This is a genomic window from Actinomycetospora chiangmaiensis DSM 45062, from assembly GCF_000379625.1.
Taxonomy (GTDB): Bacteria; Actinomycetota; Actinomycetes; order Mycobacteriales; family Pseudonocardiaceae; genus Actinomycetospora; species Actinomycetospora chiangmaiensis.
Genome location: NZ_KB903245.1, coordinates 105051 through 119811, shown reverse-complemented (window position 1 = coordinate 119811; position 14761 = coordinate 105051). Strand labels below are relative to the sequence as shown.

The window sequence follows — 14761 nt, the reverse complement described above, 5'->3', positions numbered from 1 at the left end:
CCTGACGCGCCTGCCCTCTCCGCCTCCCGGCGGCGGGGGTTTTTTCGTGTCCGGGGCCCGTTGACCACCCACAGAGGCTGATCACCGATGACCACAGCCAGACCGCGCCCGGCGCCTCGCACCGGCGCGCCGAGCGAGCAGCAGGACACCGTGGCCCAGGCCGGTGTGTCCGGCCGCCCCGCGGCGCCGCGCCCCGCCCGGGTCGACCCCACCCCCGCCACCGGGGCGCAGTCCCTCGTGCGCTCGCTCGAGGCCGTCGGGTGCGACGTCGTGTTCGGCATCCCCGGCGGGGCGATCCTCCCGGCCTACGACCCGCTCTACGACTCGACGCTCGTGCGCCACATCCTCGTGCGACACGAGCAGGGTGCGGGCCACGCCGCCACCGGCTACGCGCAGGCCACCGGCCGCGTCGGGGTGTGCATCGCGACGTCGGGTCCCGGGGCCACCAACCTGGTGACGCCGCTCGCGGACGCGATGCTGGACTCGGTGCCCGTCGTCGCGATCACCGGCCAGGTCGGGCGCAAGATGATCGGCACGGACGCGTTCCAGGAAGCCGACATCTGCGGCATCACGCTGCCGATCACGAAGCACAACATGCTGGTGACCGACCCGGCGGACATCCCGCGGGCCATCACCGAGGCGTTCCACATCGCGTCCACCGGCCGGCCGGGCCCCGTGCTCGTCGACCTGCCCAAGGACGTGCTGCAGGCGCAGACCACGTTCTCGTGGCCGGTGGAGATGGCGCTGCCGGGCTACCGGCCCACCACCAAGCCGCACGGCAAGCAGATCCGGGAGGCCGCCCGGCTGATCGCCGAGGCCCAGCGCCCGGTCCTCTACGTCGGCGGCGGCGTCATCAAGGCCGAGGCGTCGGCGGAGCTGATGGACCTCGCCCGGGAGACCGGCGCACCCGTCGTCACCACCCTGATGGCGCGCGGCGCGTTCCCCGACTCGCACCCGCAGAACCTCGGCATGCCGGGCATGCACGGCACGGTCGCGGCGGTCGCGGCGATGCAGCGCTCCGACCTGCTCATCGCGCTCGGCGCCCGCTTCGACGACCGGGTGACCGGGGAGCTGTCGACGTTCGCGCCGGAGGCGAGGATCGTCCACGCCGACATCGACCCCGCGGAGATCGGCAAGAACCGCGTCGCCGACGTGCCGATCGTGGGCGACGCCCGCGAGGTCATCGGCGAGCTCACCGCCGCGCTGCGCGCCCGTTCGCAGGACGGCGCCGAGCGCCCCGACCTGACGTCGTGGTGGAACCAGCTCGACGCCTGGCGCGAGACCTTCCCGCTCGGCTACGACGAGCCGGCCGACGGCACGCTCTCGCCGGAGTACGTCATCGAGCGGATCGGCAAGATCGCCGGCCCCGAGGCGATCTACGCCGCGGGCGTCGGGCAGCACCAGATGTGGGCCGCGCAGTTCATCGGCTACGAGAACCCGCGGACGTGGCTCAACTCCGGTGGCGCCGGGACGATGGGCTACGGCGTGCCGGCCGCGATGGGCGCGAAGGTCGGGATGCCCGACACCACGGTGTGGTGCATCGACGGCGACGGCTGCTTCCAGATGACGAACCAGGAACTCGCCACCTGCGCGATCGAGGGCATCCCGATCAAGGTCGCCGTCATCAACAACGGCAACCTCGGCATGGTCCGGCAGTGGCAGACCCTGTTCTACGGGGAGCGCTACTCGAACACCGAGCTCGGGACGCACAAGCACCGCGTGCCCGACTTCGTGATGCTCGCCGAGGCGCTGGGCTGCGAGGGCCTGCGGTGCGAGTCGCGCGACGACGTCGACCGCGTGATCGAGCAGGCCATGGCGATCACCGACCGGCCCGTCGTCATCGACTTCACCGTCGGGGCCGACGCGCAGGTGTGGCCGATGGTCGCCGCCGGGACCGGCAACGACCAGATCATGGCCGCCCGGGACATCCGGCCCCTGTTCGACGACCCCGAGGCGGGCGGGGCCGACGAGGTCGTCACGAACATCGAGCGGGAGAACGAGGCCCGATGAGCACGCACACCCTGTCGGTCCTCGTCGAGGACAAGCCCGGCGTGCTGGCCCGCATCTCGGGCCTGTTCTCCCGGCGCGGCTACAACATCCAGTCGCTCGCGGTCGGCCCGACCGAGGAGCAGGGGATCTCGCGCATGACCATCTGCGTCAGCGTCGACGAGTTCCCGCTCGAGCAGGTGACCAAGCAGCTCAACAAGCTGGTGAACGTCATCAAGATCGTGGAGCTGGAGCCGGCGACCTCGGTCCAGCGCGAACTGGTCATGCTCAAGGTGCGGGCCGACGCGACCGTGCGTTCGCAGGTGCTCGAGGTGACGCAGATGTTCCGGGCCAAGGTCGTCGACGTCGCTCCCGACGCCGTCACCGTCGAGGCCACCGGCACGGCTGACAAGCTGTCGGCGTTGCGGCGGATGCTCGAGCCCTACGGCATCCGCGAGATCGTCCAATCGGGGATGGTCGCGCTGGCCCGCGGGCCGCGCGCGATCGCCGCGAATCGTTAGTACGTCTTCTGAGTACGTCAGTCAGGAAGGAACCGCAGTTCCCATGAGTGTCGAGATCTTCTACGACGCCGATGCCGATCTCTCGATCATCCAGGGCCGCAAGGTCGCCGTGATCGGGTACGGCTCCCAGGGCCACGCCCACTCGCTGTCGCTGCGCGACTCGGGCGTCGACGTGCGCATCGGGCTCCCCGAGTCCTCGAAGTCGCGCGCCAAGGCCGAGGAGGAGGGGCTGCGGGTGGTCACGCCGGCCGAGGCCGCCGCCGAGGCCGACCTCATCATGATCCTGGCGCCGGACACCAAGCAGCGTCAGATCTACGCCGACGACATCGCCCCGAACCTGAAGAGCGGCGACGCCATCTTCTTCGGGCACGGCTTCAACATCCGCTACGACCTGATCAAGCCGCCGTCGGACGTCGACGTCGCCATGGTCGCGCCGAAGGGCCCGGGCCACCTCGTCCGCCGCCAGTTCGTCGACGGCAAGGGTGTGCCCTGCCTCATCGCGGTGGAGCAGGACGCGTCGGGCCACGCCGAGGCGCTCGCCCTCTCCTACGCCGCCGCCATCGGTGGTGGCCGCGCCGGCGTCATCAAGACGACGTTCACCGAGGAGACCGAGACCGACCTCTTCGGCGAGCAGGCCGTGCTCTGCGGCGGCACCTCCGCCCTCGTCCAGGCCGGGTTCGAGACCCTCGTCGAGGCCGGCTACCAGCCCGAGATCGCCTACTTCGAGTGCCTGCACGAGCTCAAGCTGATCGTGGACCTCATGTGGGAGAAGGGCATCTACGGCCAGCGCTACAGCTGCTCGGACACCGCCGAGTACGGCGACCTCACCCGGGGCCCGCGCATCATCAACTCGGCCGTCAAGGACGAGATGCGCCGCGTGCTCACCGAGATCCAGGACGGGTCCTTCGCCCGCGAGTGGATCGCCGAGGACGACAACGGCCGCCCGAACTTCACCAAGCTCGAGGACGAGGGCAAGGCCCACCAGATCGAGCAGGTCGGCGCCAAGCTCCGCGACCTCATGCCGTTCATCCCGAAGCAGGCCCTCTGATCTGCTGCGGTTCGTGACGGCGGGTGTACCTCACGGTGCGCCCGCCGTCGTTCTTCGTATCCTGTGTGCCCGTGCCCGTGCCCGGCCTCCGGACATGAATGGCCCATCAGCGGCACGGGGCGCGTCGATGGCGTTTCTCGCTCACCTCGGCCGGGAGTCGGTTGGACCGGTCGGAGCAACTGTCCGTCCCCACCGGTAGGGCGCCCCGACCCTGTCCACAGGCGTCGGCGCGCTGTTCGACCCGGCCGTACCGGCCGGCGCATCGTCGGATCCGTGAGACGAGGGGACTGGGCCCACGACGCGGAGGCGATCCGCGCCGAGGCGGTCGACACCATCATCCGCGTCGCCGTCCTGGTGGGGCTCGGAGTCCCGGCGTGCACGGTCTATCGCCGGTGTCGCGAGGACGGGCCGTGGACGCTCATGGCTCCTGCCACCGTCCGCCTCGGGACGGGCACCCCCACCCGACGGCAGCTGGTTCGCGCGGCGCTCGTCTACGCGGGGGACCGCGCGGCGCTCACCGGGCTCGATGCCGCTCGTGCGCACCGCCTCCGACGCGGGGTGCTGCCCGAGCCGGTCCACCTGCTGATCCCGGCCGCCGTCAAGGTGCAGTCGATCCCGGGCGTCCGCGTGGAGCGGACGCACCGGATGCCACCCGTCCGGGAGCGTGACGGGCTGCCCGTCGCGCCCATGGAGCGCTGCCTCGTCGATGCGGCTCGACGCATGTCGTCACGGTCGGACGTCGCCGCGATCCTGACGGAGCCGGTCCAACGACGGATGCTCCTGCCATCGGCGCTGCACGCGGAGGTCGAGGCGGGAAGTACCCGAGGGTCGGCGCTGCCGCGGGCCGTCCTCCGCGCGATCGCGGCCGGAGCGCGGTCCGCCGCCGAGGTCGACTTCCACGACTGGTGGTTCGCGCAGCCCGAGCTCGCGGGCGTCGCCATCCTGTTCAACGTCCGGCTCTCCGTCGGCGGGGTGTTCCTCGGGATCGCCGACGGCTACCTGCCCGACATCGGTGCCGTGCTGCCCGTCGACTCGGTCGAGCAGCACTTCATGACGCCGGACCAGGTCATCGAGACCGAACGTCAGCACCGGCGCTACCGCTCGGTCGGACTTCACGTGTACGGCCTGCGACCCGGACGCATCCACGGCGACTCGACGGGTCTGCTCCGCGATGTGCTCGACGCGATCGCGGTGGCGGAACAGCTGCCCACACCAACGGTCGCGTGGGTCCCCGACCTGCCCCGTGCGACCTGACGGGTCGATGACTCCTCTGACGCATCCAGTGACATGGATCGGCCACCGACAACAGGCGCGAGAGGCAGGATGTGGTCCAGGCCACAGCGAGGCGTGCCCCGGAGTGTGGCGTAGGGCACCATGTGCTCCCAGTCCGCAGCGTCGCCGACCCGGGGGAGCAGCATGTCGAAGCCCGTCGTCCTGATGGCCGAGAAGCTCGCCCCGTCGACCCTGGCGGTGTTCGGCGACGAGGTGGAGGTCCGGCAGGTCGACGGCACGGACCGGGCGGCCCTGCTGGCGGCCGTGGTCGACGCCGACGCGCTCCTGGTCCGCAGCGCCACGCAGGTCGACGCCGAGGTGTTCGCCGCGCAGAAGCACCTCACGGTCGTCGGGCGGGCCGGCGTCGGGCTGGACAACGTCGACGTGCCGGCGGCGACGGCGGCGGGCGTGATGGTGGTGAACGCCCCGGTCAGCAACATCGTCTCGGCCGCGGAGCACGCGCTCGCGCTGCTGCTGGCGACGGCCCGGCACATCCCGGCCGCGGACGCCGCCCTGCGCCGCGGGGAGTGGGCACGCTCGAGGTACTCGGGGGTGGAGATCCAGGGCAAGACCGTCGGGGTCGTCGGCCTCGGGAAGATCGGCCAGCTGTTCGCCAGCCGCATCAAGGCGTTCGACACCCACGTCATCGCCTACGACCCGTACCTGCCGGCCAGCCGCGCCGCCCAGCTCGGCATCGAACTGGTCGAGCTCGACGAGCTGCTCGCCCGCGCCGACGTGATGACGATCCACCTGCCGAAGACCCCGGAGACGCAGGGGCTGATCGGCAAGGAGGCGCTGGCCCGCACGAAGCGCGGCGTCATCGTCGTCAACGCGGCCCGTGGCGGGCTGGTCGACGAGGACGCGCTGGCGGAGGCGATCCGGTCGGGGCACGTCGCGGGGGCGGGCGTGGACGTGTACGTCACCGAGCCCACCACGCAGAGCCCGCTGTTCGAGCTCGAGCAGGTCACCGCCACCCCGCACCTGGGGGCGAGCACCGCCGAGGCCCAGGACCGGGCGGGCACCGACGTGGCGCACTCGGTACTGAAGGCGCTGCACGGGGACTTCGTGCCGGACGCGGTCAACGTGCAGGGCGGGGCGGTCGGCGAAGAGGTCCGGCCCTGGCTCGGCCTCACGCAGAAGCTCGGCATCCTGCTCTCGACCCTCGTCGGGCAGCCCGAGGCCATCGTCGTGGAGGTCCGCGGCGAGCTCGCGCACGAGGACGTCGGGGTCCTGGAGCTCGCGGCGCTGCGCGGCGTGTTCGGCGAGGTCGTCGACGAGCCGGTCACGTTCGTCAACGCGCCGGCCCTGGCGGCCGAGCGGGGCGTGTCGGTCACCGTGGAGACCGCGACCGAGAGCCCGAACCACCGCAGCCTCGTCACGCTGCGCGCGGCGAGCACCACGGTCTCCGGCGCCCTCACGGGCACCGATCAGGTGGAGAAGCTGGTCGAGATCAACGGCCGCTCGTTCGACCTGCGCGCCGAGGGCCACGTCCTGCTCGTCGAGTACATCGACCGCCCGGGAGCGATGGGGCTGATCGGTACCCGGTTGGGGGAATCGGACGTGAACATCGAGGCGGCCCAGCTCTCCCAGACGCGTGACCGGGGCTCGTCGGTCATGTTGCTGCGCGTCGATCGGGCGGTCCCGGAGGACGTCCTGGCCCCGATCGGGGCGGCCCTCGACGCCCGGACCACCCGGATGATCCCGTTCGGATGATCCCCGGACGGGTCACAGCGGGCGGCCGGGACCTCCCATGGAGTGATCCGGTGCGGAGTCCCGCCGACACGCGCGGTAGCCTCCACCGCAGGTGAGCCCGGTCGCACCATCGAGGTCGGCCCGTCGGGGGAGGAAGACTGGACATGCGACTCGCGGTGGTTCCCGGTGACGGCATCGGACCCGAGGTCACCAACGAGGCCCTCAAGGTCCTCTCGGAGCTCGCGCCGCAGATCGAGTCGACGCACTACGACCTGGGCGCCGCCCGCTGGCACTCGACCGGTGAGCTGCTGCCCGAGTCGGTGCTCACCGAGCTGCGCGAGCACGACGCGATCCTCCTCGGCGCCGTCGGCGACCCGTCGGTGCCCAGCGGCATCCTCGAGCGCGGCCTGCTGCTGCGCCTGCGCTTCGAGCTGGACCACCACGTCAACCTCCGGCCGGCCCGGCTCTACCCCGGCGTGCGCGGTCCGCTGACCGCCCAGCCGGAGATCGACCTCGTCGTCGTCCGCGAGGGCACCGAGGGCCCGTACGCCGGCACCGGCGGTCTGCTGCGCAAGGACACCCCGCAGGAGATCGCGACCGAGGTCAGTATCAACACCGCGTTCGGGGTCGAGCGGGTCGTCCGCGACGCCTTCACCCGCGCCGCGAACCGCCCGCGCCGCAAGCTCACGCTCGTCCACAAGACCAACGTCCTCACCCACGCCGGCTCGTTGTGGTCGCGCGTGGTCGAGGAGGTCTCGCTCGAGCACCCGGACGTCTCGGTCGACTACCAGCACGTCGACTCGACGACGATCCACCTGGTCACTGACCCGTCGCGCTACGACGTGATCGTCACCGACAACCTCTTCGGCGACATCCTCACCGACCTCGCCGCGGCCGTGACCGGCGGTATCGGCCTCGCCGCGTCCGGCAACCTCGACGTGAGCCGGGCCAACCCGAGCATGTTCGAGCCGGTCCACGGGTCGGCCCCGGACATCGCCGGCAAGGGCATCGCCGACCCGACGGCGGCCGTGCTGAGCGTCGCCCTGCTGCTCGACCACCTCGGCGAGCCCGAGCTGGCCCGGCGCGTCGAGGCCGCCGTCGCGTTCGACCTCGCGACCCGCGACCACCAGAACCCGGGCGGCACGAGCGCGGTGGGCGACCGGCTCGCCGCCCTCGTCTCCAGCGCCGCGGGGACCCGCACCTCCGCCTGACCGCGGTGGACCGCTGGTCCCTCGACGACCTCCTGGCCCTGCTGTGGGGCGCAGGAGGTCTCGTCGTCGCCGGGTACTTCCTCCACCTCGCCCTCGGCCCGGGGAGCCTGGAGGGGTCCCGGTGGCCGCTCGTCGGGCTCGCCGTCGTCGCCCTCGTCGTGTTCTCGACGGTGGCCGTGCGCCACCGCCGCGCTGCGAACCTCGCCCGCGCGGAGCGTGAGTCCGGCCCGGTGTCCGGGTGGCGGGTCACCCCTCGGCCCGACGACCGGTCGGTGCCGGCGAGGGGGCTGGTGAGCGGGCCGGGCGGGGCCGGACGCCGGCCGCCGCCCGAGCTCAGCGTCGAGGGCCGGGCCGAGCTGGCCCGGGTGGTCGGCGTCCTCGACCGGGCCGGCCTCTTCCGGCCCCGCACCCCGAGGCCGGTCGACCTGATGGAGGCCGTGGCCGACGCGGGCGAACCGGTCACCACCGTCAGCACGCTCTCGGCGCTGTGGGAGGGCGGCCACTACCACCCGGACTTCGACACCGACGACCACCTCGCCGCCCTCGCCTACCACGACGGCCACGTCGAGCAGTTCGAGGACACCCTGCGCCGGCACGTCGCCGACCTCGCCCGGCTCACCCGCACGAAGATCACCGTCGAGCACCTCGACGTCGGGGAGCGACGCACCGAGATGACCCTGGCCGTCGTCGGGACGACCCTCGACCTGGCGTGGGCGAGCCACCTCACGTACCTCTCGACGGTGCTGCACGTGGCCGTGGCGCAAGCGCTGCCCGACGTCCCGCTGGCGTGGACGTGGTCGGACCAGGGCGTGTGGCTCGCCGTGCCGCGCACGGACGTCCGGGCGCTGAACGCCGAGCTGGGACGGGCCGGGACCTGGGAACTCGTCGCCGCGACGGAGCCGACGGCGGCCGGAGAGGTGCTGCGGCGCGGCGACTAGGGTGGACGCCGTGCGTCTCGCCCGGATCGCCCACGCCGACGGTGTCTCCTTCGCCGCCCTCCAGTCGCCCACCACCGCCGGTGGCAGCCCGGAGGGAGGCGACGTCTGCGCGGAGATCGCCGAGCACCCGTTCGGCGAGCCGACCTTCACCGGCCGGACCTGGCCGCTCGCGGACGTCCGGCTGCTCGCGCCGATCCTGCCGTCGAAGGTGGTCTGCATCGGCAAGAACTACGCCGAGCACGTCGCCGAGATGGGCGGTGGGGACGCCCCCGCCAACCCGCTGATCTTCATGAAGCCGTCGACGAGCGTCATCGGCCCGGGCGTGCCGATCCTGCGCCCCGCGGACTCGGAGCGGGTGGACTACGAGGGCGAGCTCGCCGTCGTGATCGGGCAGCCGTGCCGCGACGTGCCCGAGGCGCGGGCGAAGGACGTGGTGCTCGGCTACACCGTCGCGAACGACGTGACCGCGCGTGACCTGCAGTCCGCCGACGGCCAGTGGACCCGCGCGAAGGGCTACGACACCTTCTGCCCGCTCGGCCCGTGGATCGAGACGCAGCTCGACCCGTCCGACCTCGCGATCGAGACCACCCTCGACGGCGCGTCGGTGCAGAAGTCGCGGACGAGCATGCTCATCCACGGGATCGACAAGCAGATCGCCTACATCTCGCGGGTCATGACGCTGCTGCCCGGCGACACGATCCTCACCGGCACCCCGGCCGGTGTCGGGCCGATGGTCGACGGCCAGACGGTCACGGTGACGGTGGAGGGCATCGGCACGCTGACGAACCCGGTGCGGGACCGATGACGGGCGAGCGGAGCGACGGGGGACGACCCTGATGGCGCGCAGGCGCGGCGGCGACGCCGAGTCCACCTCGCAGGACTGGGTGGCGACGCTCGCCGACGACGTCGTCGCGAAGGCCGAGCCCGGCCGGACGATCGTCTGCGCCTCGGGGCTGAGCCCGTCCGGGCCGATCCACCTGGGCAACCTGCGCGAGGTGCTCACCCCGCACCTGGTCGCGGACGAGATCCGGCGCCGCGGGTTCCCGTGCGAGCACGTCATCTCGTGGGACGACTTCGACCGCTTCCGCCGGGTGCCGAAGGGCGTCGAGGGCATCGACGACTCGTGGGCCGAGCACATCGGCAAGCCGCTCACCGCGGTGCCGGCGCCGCGCGGCAGCGAGCACCCGAACTGGGCCGAGCACTTCAAGGCGCCCATGATCGCGGCGCTCGAGGAGCTCGGCGTGCTGTTCCGCGGCGTCTCGCAGACGCAGATGTACACCTCGGGCGCCTACGTGCCGCAGACGCTGCTCGCGATGCGCGAGCGCTCGCGGATCGACGCCGTCCTCGGCCGCTTCCGCACGAGGAAGACCCTTCCCGACGACGAGGGCGAGGGTGGGGACGCGGGGGTCGACACCGACGAGGCCGTCGGCTCGGCGACCGGCGAGTACTACCCCTACAAGCCGTTCTGCTCGACGTGCGGCAAGGACGACACCACGATCGTCGCCTACGACGACGACTCGACCGAGATGACCTTCACCTGCGCCTGCGGGTCGTCGGAGACCGTGCAGCTCTCCGAGTTCACGCACGGCAAGCTCGTGTGGAAGGTCGACTGGCCCATGCGCTGGGCCTACGAGGGAGTCGACTTCGAGCCGAGCGGGGTGGACCACTCGTCCCCGGGGTCGTCGTACGAGGTCGGCGGTCTGCTCGTCTCCGAGATCTTCGGCGGCCGGCAGCCGATCGGACCGATGTACGCCTTCGTCGGCATCTCCGGGCAGGCCAAGATGTCCTCCTCGAAGGGCGGCGTGCCGACCCCGGCGTCGGCGCTGGAGGTCTTCGAGGTGCCGCTGCTGCGCTGGCTCTACGCCCGCCGTCGGCCGAACCAGGCCATCAAGGTCGCCTTCGACGCCGAGCTCTCCCGGCTCTACGACGAGTGGGACGCGCTCTCGCGCAAGGTCGCGGGCGGCACGGCCCCGCCGATCGAGGCGCTGGGGCACGCCCGGTCGGTGGCGACGGCGGAGCGGGCGCTGCCGGTGACGCCGCAGCCGGTGTCGTTCCGGACCCTCACCTCCGTCGTCGACGTGACCACCGGCGACCCCGCACAGCTCGGCCGCATCCTCACCGGGCTGGTGTCGAGCGACCCCGAGGAGCCGGTGACCCTCGACGACCTGCGCCCGCGCCTCGACCGCGCGGAGGCGTGGGTCGAGCACTACATGCCCGAGGAGTCGCACACCCGGCTGCTGGCGGCGCCGGACACGGGGTTGCTGTCGTCGCTGGACGACACCGACCGCGCGTCGCTGCGGCTCCTGCTCGACGGGCTGGAGCAGGACTGGTCGCTCGAGGGCCTCACGACGCTGGTCTACGGCGTGCCCAAGCAGCAGGCCGGCCTGCCGCTCGACACGAAGCCCACCGACGAGCTGAAGGCCGCCCAGCGCCGCTTCTTCGTGCTGCTCTACCGGCTGCTCGTCGGGTCGGAGACGGGGCCCCGGCTGCCGACGCTGCTGCTCGCCGCCGGCCCGGAGACGGTGCGCACGCTCGTCACAGCGTGAGGTCGTGCCCGCCGTAGCGGTGGGACTCCTCGCGCGGGTGGCCGATCATGACGGTGCGGTGGGGCCGGTCCGACAGCGCCTCGTCGACGACCCGGGCCGACGTCCCCTCCAGGTACGGCTCGACCATCGTGACGGTCGGGACCTCCCCGACGGCGGCGCGCAGCCCGGCCGCGTCGAAGGGGCGCACCGTCGACGTGTAGAGCACGGTGGCGCCGCGGAACCGGTCCGCGGCGAGCACGCGGTCGAGCGTCGGGCCGACCGCCACCACGACGTCGTCGGGTGAGCCGACCCGGATCGTCTGCAGCCCCGCGCCGTGGTGCGGTGCGGCGTTGCTCGCGCTCGACAGTCGGACATAGACCAGACCCTCGCCCGCGATCGACTCCCGCACGAGGCGGTCGGCCTCCTCGGGGTGGCCCGGCACGTGGATCGTCCAGCCGGGCAGGGTGTCGACGACCGCCACGTCCTCCGGCGCCTCGTGCGTCCGCCCGATCCCGGGCTGGTCGTAGGAGGCACCGATCGAGACCAGCACCGCCCCGACGTCCTGGTGGCCGAGGTCGAGCTTGAGCGCCTCGTAGGGCCGCTCGACGAGGAACGGCGCGTAGGAGTGCACGACCGGCCGCAGCCCCGTGAGCGCGAGGCCGCCGGCGAGGCCGAGCAGGAGCTGCTCGCGGATGCCGACGTTGACGACGCGCCCGGGTCGGCGCCGCGCGAGGGCGGGCACCGGGTCGGCGCCGGCGGAGATGTCGGCGAGGACCAGGACGGCCCGGTCGTCGGCGTCGACGGCGTCGGCGGCGGCGTGCAGGAAGGCCTCGCGCATGGTCGTCGCGGCGATCGCGGTGGTCATCAGGACTCCTTCGGCTCGACGACGGCCACGACCGCGAGCGGCCGGTCGTCGTGCGCGGCGGTCAGCGCGGTCTCGAGGACGTCGTGGTCGCGGCCGTCGACCGTGATCGCACGCCAGCCCTCGACGAGGAACAGCTCGGCGAGGTCCCCACGGTGCGTCGCGGACGCGTTGTCGACGACGACCGTCGTCAGGTTCGCCATCCCGGAGCGCCCGGCGTAGGCGATGGCCTCGTGGTTCGAGCCCTCGTCGAGCTCGGCGTCGCCGACGAGGACGACCACCCGCGGCGTCGTCAATCCGCGGATCCGCAGGCCCAGGGCGGTCCCGACGGCGAGCGGGAGACCGTGTCCGAGCGAGCCGGAGCCGATCTCCACGCCGGGGACGAGCACCCGGTCGGGGTGCAGCCCGAGCCGCGAGCCGGGGCGGGCCCACGTCGCGAGCTCGGACTCGTCGAGGAACCCGTGGGCGGCGAGGACGGCGTAGTACGCCATGGGGCCGTGCCCCTTGGACAGCAGGAACCGGTCGCGGACCGGGTCGTCGGGGTGCGCCGGGTCGACGCGCAGGACGCGGTCGTAGAGCACCTGCAGGACGTCGAGCGTCGAGGTCGCCGCGGCGGAGTGCTTCTCGTCGCCGGTCATCAGCGACATGAGCCGGTGCAGCTCGGCCGGGTCGGTGGGAGGTCGCACGGTGGTCATGGCGACGACCGTGCAACCTCGACGGCACTTCAGGTCAACCCCGGGGATCACGCACCCCTCGGTGGCGACCGGGCGGTCGGACCACCGAGGTGCTCGCCCGATCAGCGCGGCGAGGCGAAGACGATGACGTTGTCCTCGTAGGAGCGCACGGTGCGGTCGAACGGCCCGCCGCAGGTGATCAGCCGCAGCGAGGGACCCGCCGTCGGGCCGTAGACCGCCTGGGTGGGGAAGGTGTCCTTGTCGACCGTCTGCACCCGGTCCACCGCGAACCGCGCCACCGTGCCGTCGCTGCGCGGCACGTCGATCGGGTCGCCCGGCTTCAGGTCCTTGAGGTTCCAGAACACGCCCGGCCCGCGCCACGAGTCGACGTGCCCGACCAGCACCGCCGGCCCGGTGTCGCCCGGCGTCGCGCCGAACCAGCCGACGTCCTGCGGAGTCGCGGGCGCCTGCAGCTCGCCGTCGGGTTCGAGCCCCAGGGTCCCGACGACGGGGGTGTCGATCTTCGCTCCCGGCGCGACGAGACCGGCCGGCCGTACGGGGCTCGTCGGCGCGCCCCAGGTCGGCAGGCCGGGCGTGATCGGTGCCACGCCCGGCAGCGTGCCGTCGACGAACGAGGTCGCCATGCCGCCGAATCCGGCCGGCACCCCGCCCTGGGGGGTCGGCCGCGGGATGCCCGTCGACGGGGTGGTGCCGGTGGGTGGCGCCGAGGGGGTCGTCGCGGGGGGCGCCGAGGTGGTGGCCGGCGCGGGGGTGGTCGTGGGCGCCGGGGTGGGCGGCCCGGAGGTGCTCACCTGGGCCGGTGCGGGCGGCGCGGCGGGTGCGGGCGGCGCGGCGGGTGCGGGCGGCGCGGCGGGCGCAGGGGAGGCGGGTGCGGGCGGGGCGGCCGGCGCGGCCGGCGCCGGGGAGGCCGGCGCGGCGGGTGCGGGCGGGGCGGCCGGTGCCGGGGAGGCGGGCGCCGGTGCTGCGGGTGCGGGCGGCGCAGCGGGCGCGGGCGAGGCCGGTGCCGGGGAGGCGGGCGCCGGAGCCGCGGGTGCGGCCGGGGCTGCGGGTGCGGGCGGCGCAGCGGGCGCGGCCGGGGCGGGAGCGGCCGCGAACAGGGGCGCGGCGTCCGGCACGGCCGTGACGGCGAGGTCGCCCTGCGGGTTCCGGGTGACGACGACCGTGTTCACCGAGGTGCTCGTGACCGGCAGCGTCGCGCGGACGGTCTGGCCCGACGTCGTCGTGACGTCCATCGTCCAGGACCGGGCGTCGACCTGGGCGTACGGCGAGCTGGCGCCATAGAAGATCGAGGAGGCGATCGGCCCGCCGCCCTCGGCGACGACGCTGAGCGGCCCGACGCCGGCGGCCGCGGACACGACGCGCACGAAGGCCTTGCCCGGGGCGGCGACCTGCGTGCCGTCCTGGAGGACCTCGGCCTGCGGTGTCCCGTCGGGGCCGACGTCGACGAAGGCGGCGGTCTCGGCGGTGCGGACCCCGACCTCGACGTTCGCGCTCAGGGCGGGCGGGGTCGACGCGGGGGCTCCGGCGGGGCGGGCCTGCAGCGTGTACGTGCCGGGGGAGGCGGCGAGATAGCCGGACAGGGCGCGGTAGCCGACGTCGGACGCGACCTTCGTCAGGGGCAGGCCGGGGCCCTCGATGTACATGTCGACCGTGCCGGTCGAGGGGGAGAGGTGCGCGACCCGGAGCACGCCCTGGTCGCCGACCGGGGTCCCGGAGATCTGGCTCGGAAGTGCCCGGACCGGGGCCGTCACGACGAGCGGCACCAGCGCAGGGGCCGTCGGGGTCTCGGCCGCGAGGGCCGCGGCGTTCGACCCGAACGCCTCCTGCACGGACGGCAGCCGCGCCGCCCGGTCGACCGGCGCCGCCGCTTCCTGCGCGACGAGGGCCGGACCGGCGGCGAGGACGGTGGGAGGAGGAGCCTGGGAGCACAGGGCGACGCCGACCCCGAGGGTGGAGACCACTGCCAGGGCAGTTGCGGTGCTCGCGGCTCTCATGTCCCCACTCCTGGTGT

12 protein-coding genes are annotated in these 14761 nt (G+C 73.3%); 9 read left to right on the top strand and 3 right to left on the bottom strand.

The window, feature by feature from the left end:
* Positions 1-87: 87 nt before the first annotated feature.
* From A3CO_RS34210 to lysS, 9 genes are all read left to right on the top strand, one after another.
* Positions 88-2010, top strand: a complete 1923-nt coding sequence (locus A3CO_RS34210; protein WP_033414957.1) for an acetolactate synthase large subunit — start codon at positions 88-90, stop codon at positions 2008-2010.
* A complete protein-coding gene (ilvN, locus tag A3CO_RS0124600) occupies positions 2007-2507 on the top strand; it encodes an acetolactate synthase small subunit (RefSeq protein WP_018334921.1) in 501 nt (166 codons plus the stop codon). Before A3CO_RS34210 ends, ilvN begins: the two co-directional genes overlap by 4 nt.
* Positions 2508-2550: 43 nt before the next feature.
* Positions 2551-3555, top strand: coding sequence for a ketol-acid reductoisomerase (gene ilvC / locus A3CO_RS0124595; RefSeq protein WP_018334920.1), 1005 nt, complete (start codon positions 2551-2553; stop codon positions 3553-3555).
* 273 nt (positions 3556-3828) lie between these two features.
* Positions 3829-4809: a hypothetical protein gene (locus A3CO_RS36305; protein WP_018334919.1), complete on the top strand. Its 981-nt coding sequence runs from the start codon at positions 3829-3831 to the stop codon at positions 4807-4809.
* Positions 4810-4971: 162 nt separating this feature from the next.
* Positions 4972-6540, top strand: coding sequence for a phosphoglycerate dehydrogenase (serA, locus tag A3CO_RS0124585; protein WP_018334918.1), 1569 nt, complete (start codon positions 4972-4974; stop codon positions 6538-6540).
* 143 nt (positions 6541-6683) lie between these two features.
* On the top strand, positions 6684-7730 hold the full coding sequence (locus A3CO_RS0124580; protein WP_018334917.1) for a 3-isopropylmalate dehydrogenase: 1047 nt from the start codon (positions 6684-6686) through the stop codon (positions 7728-7730).
* A gap of 5 nt (positions 7731-7735) precedes the next feature.
* Complete coding sequence (locus A3CO_RS0124575) at positions 7736-8668, top strand: hypothetical protein (RefSeq protein WP_018334916.1); 933 nt, start codon at positions 7736-7738, stop codon at positions 8666-8668.
* A 10-nt stretch (positions 8669-8678) separates the two neighbouring features.
* A complete protein-coding gene (locus A3CO_RS0124570) occupies positions 8679-9473 on the top strand; it encodes a fumarylacetoacetate hydrolase family protein (protein WP_026204968.1) in 795 nt (264 codons plus the stop codon).
* Between the two features lie 31 nt (positions 9474-9504).
* Positions 9505-11214 (top strand): lysine--tRNA ligase, encoded by a 1710-nt coding sequence (gene lysS, locus A3CO_RS0124565; RefSeq protein ID WP_018334914.1) that lies wholly within the window; start codon positions 9505-9507, stop codon positions 11212-11214.
* On the opposite strand, the gene A3CO_RS0124560 is transcribed toward lysS, so the two are convergent.
* The 3 genes from A3CO_RS0124560 to A3CO_RS39200 all read right to left on the bottom strand — a co-directional run bounded on the left by A3CO_RS0124560 (position 11204) and on the right by A3CO_RS39200 (position 14744).
* A complete protein-coding gene (locus A3CO_RS0124560) occupies positions 11204-12058 on the bottom strand; it encodes a transketolase family protein (protein ID WP_018334913.1) in 855 nt (284 codons plus the stop codon). The genes lysS and A3CO_RS0124560 overlap by 11 nt on opposite strands.
* Entirely contained in the window at positions 12058-12750 is a 693-nt protein-coding gene (locus A3CO_RS0124555) for a thiamine pyrophosphate-dependent enzyme (protein WP_018334912.1), read from the bottom strand. The genes A3CO_RS0124560 and A3CO_RS0124555 overlap by 1 nt, the downstream gene beginning before the upstream one ends.
* Positions 12751-12851: 101 nt before the next feature.
* Positions 12852-14744, bottom strand: a complete 1893-nt coding sequence (locus A3CO_RS39200; protein WP_211214558.1) for a class F sortase — start codon at positions 14742-14744, stop codon at positions 12852-12854.
* Between the last annotated feature and the right edge of the window lie 17 nt (positions 14745-14761).

Excerpts from the sequence above, each read along its gene's own strand:
- A3CO_RS0124555 (WP_018334912.1), bottom strand. The coding sequence starts at position 12,750 with ATGACCACCGTGCGACCTCCCACCGACCCGGCCGAGCTGCACCGGCTC.
- ilvN (WP_018334921.1), top strand. The coding sequence starts at position 2,007 with ATGAGCACGCACACCCTGTCGGTCCTCGTCGAGGACAAGCCCGGCGTG.
- A3CO_RS34210 (WP_033414957.1), top strand. The coding sequence starts at position 88 with ATGACCACAGCCAGACCGCGCCCGGCGCCTCGCACCGGCGCGCCGAGC.
- serA (WP_018334918.1), top strand. The coding sequence starts at position 4,972 with ATGTCGAAGCCCGTCGTCCTGATGGCCGAGAAGCTCGCCCCGTCGACC.
- lysS (WP_018334914.1), top strand. The coding sequence starts at position 9,505 with ATGGCGCGCAGGCGCGGCGGCGACGCCGAGTCCACCTCGCAGGACTGG.
- A3CO_RS39200 (WP_211214558.1), bottom strand. The coding sequence starts at position 14,744 with ATGAGAGCCGCGAGCACCGCAACTGCCCTGGCAGTGGTCTCCACCCTC.
- A3CO_RS0124580 (WP_018334917.1), top strand. The coding sequence starts at position 6,684 with ATGCGACTCGCGGTGGTTCCCGGTGACGGCATCGGACCCGAGGTCACC.
- ilvC (WP_018334920.1), top strand. The coding sequence starts at position 2,551 with ATGAGTGTCGAGATCTTCTACGACGCCGATGCCGATCTCTCGATCATC.
- A3CO_RS0124560 (WP_018334913.1), bottom strand. The coding sequence starts at position 12,058 with ATGACCACCGCGATCGCCGCGACGACCATGCGCGAGGCCTTCCTGCAC.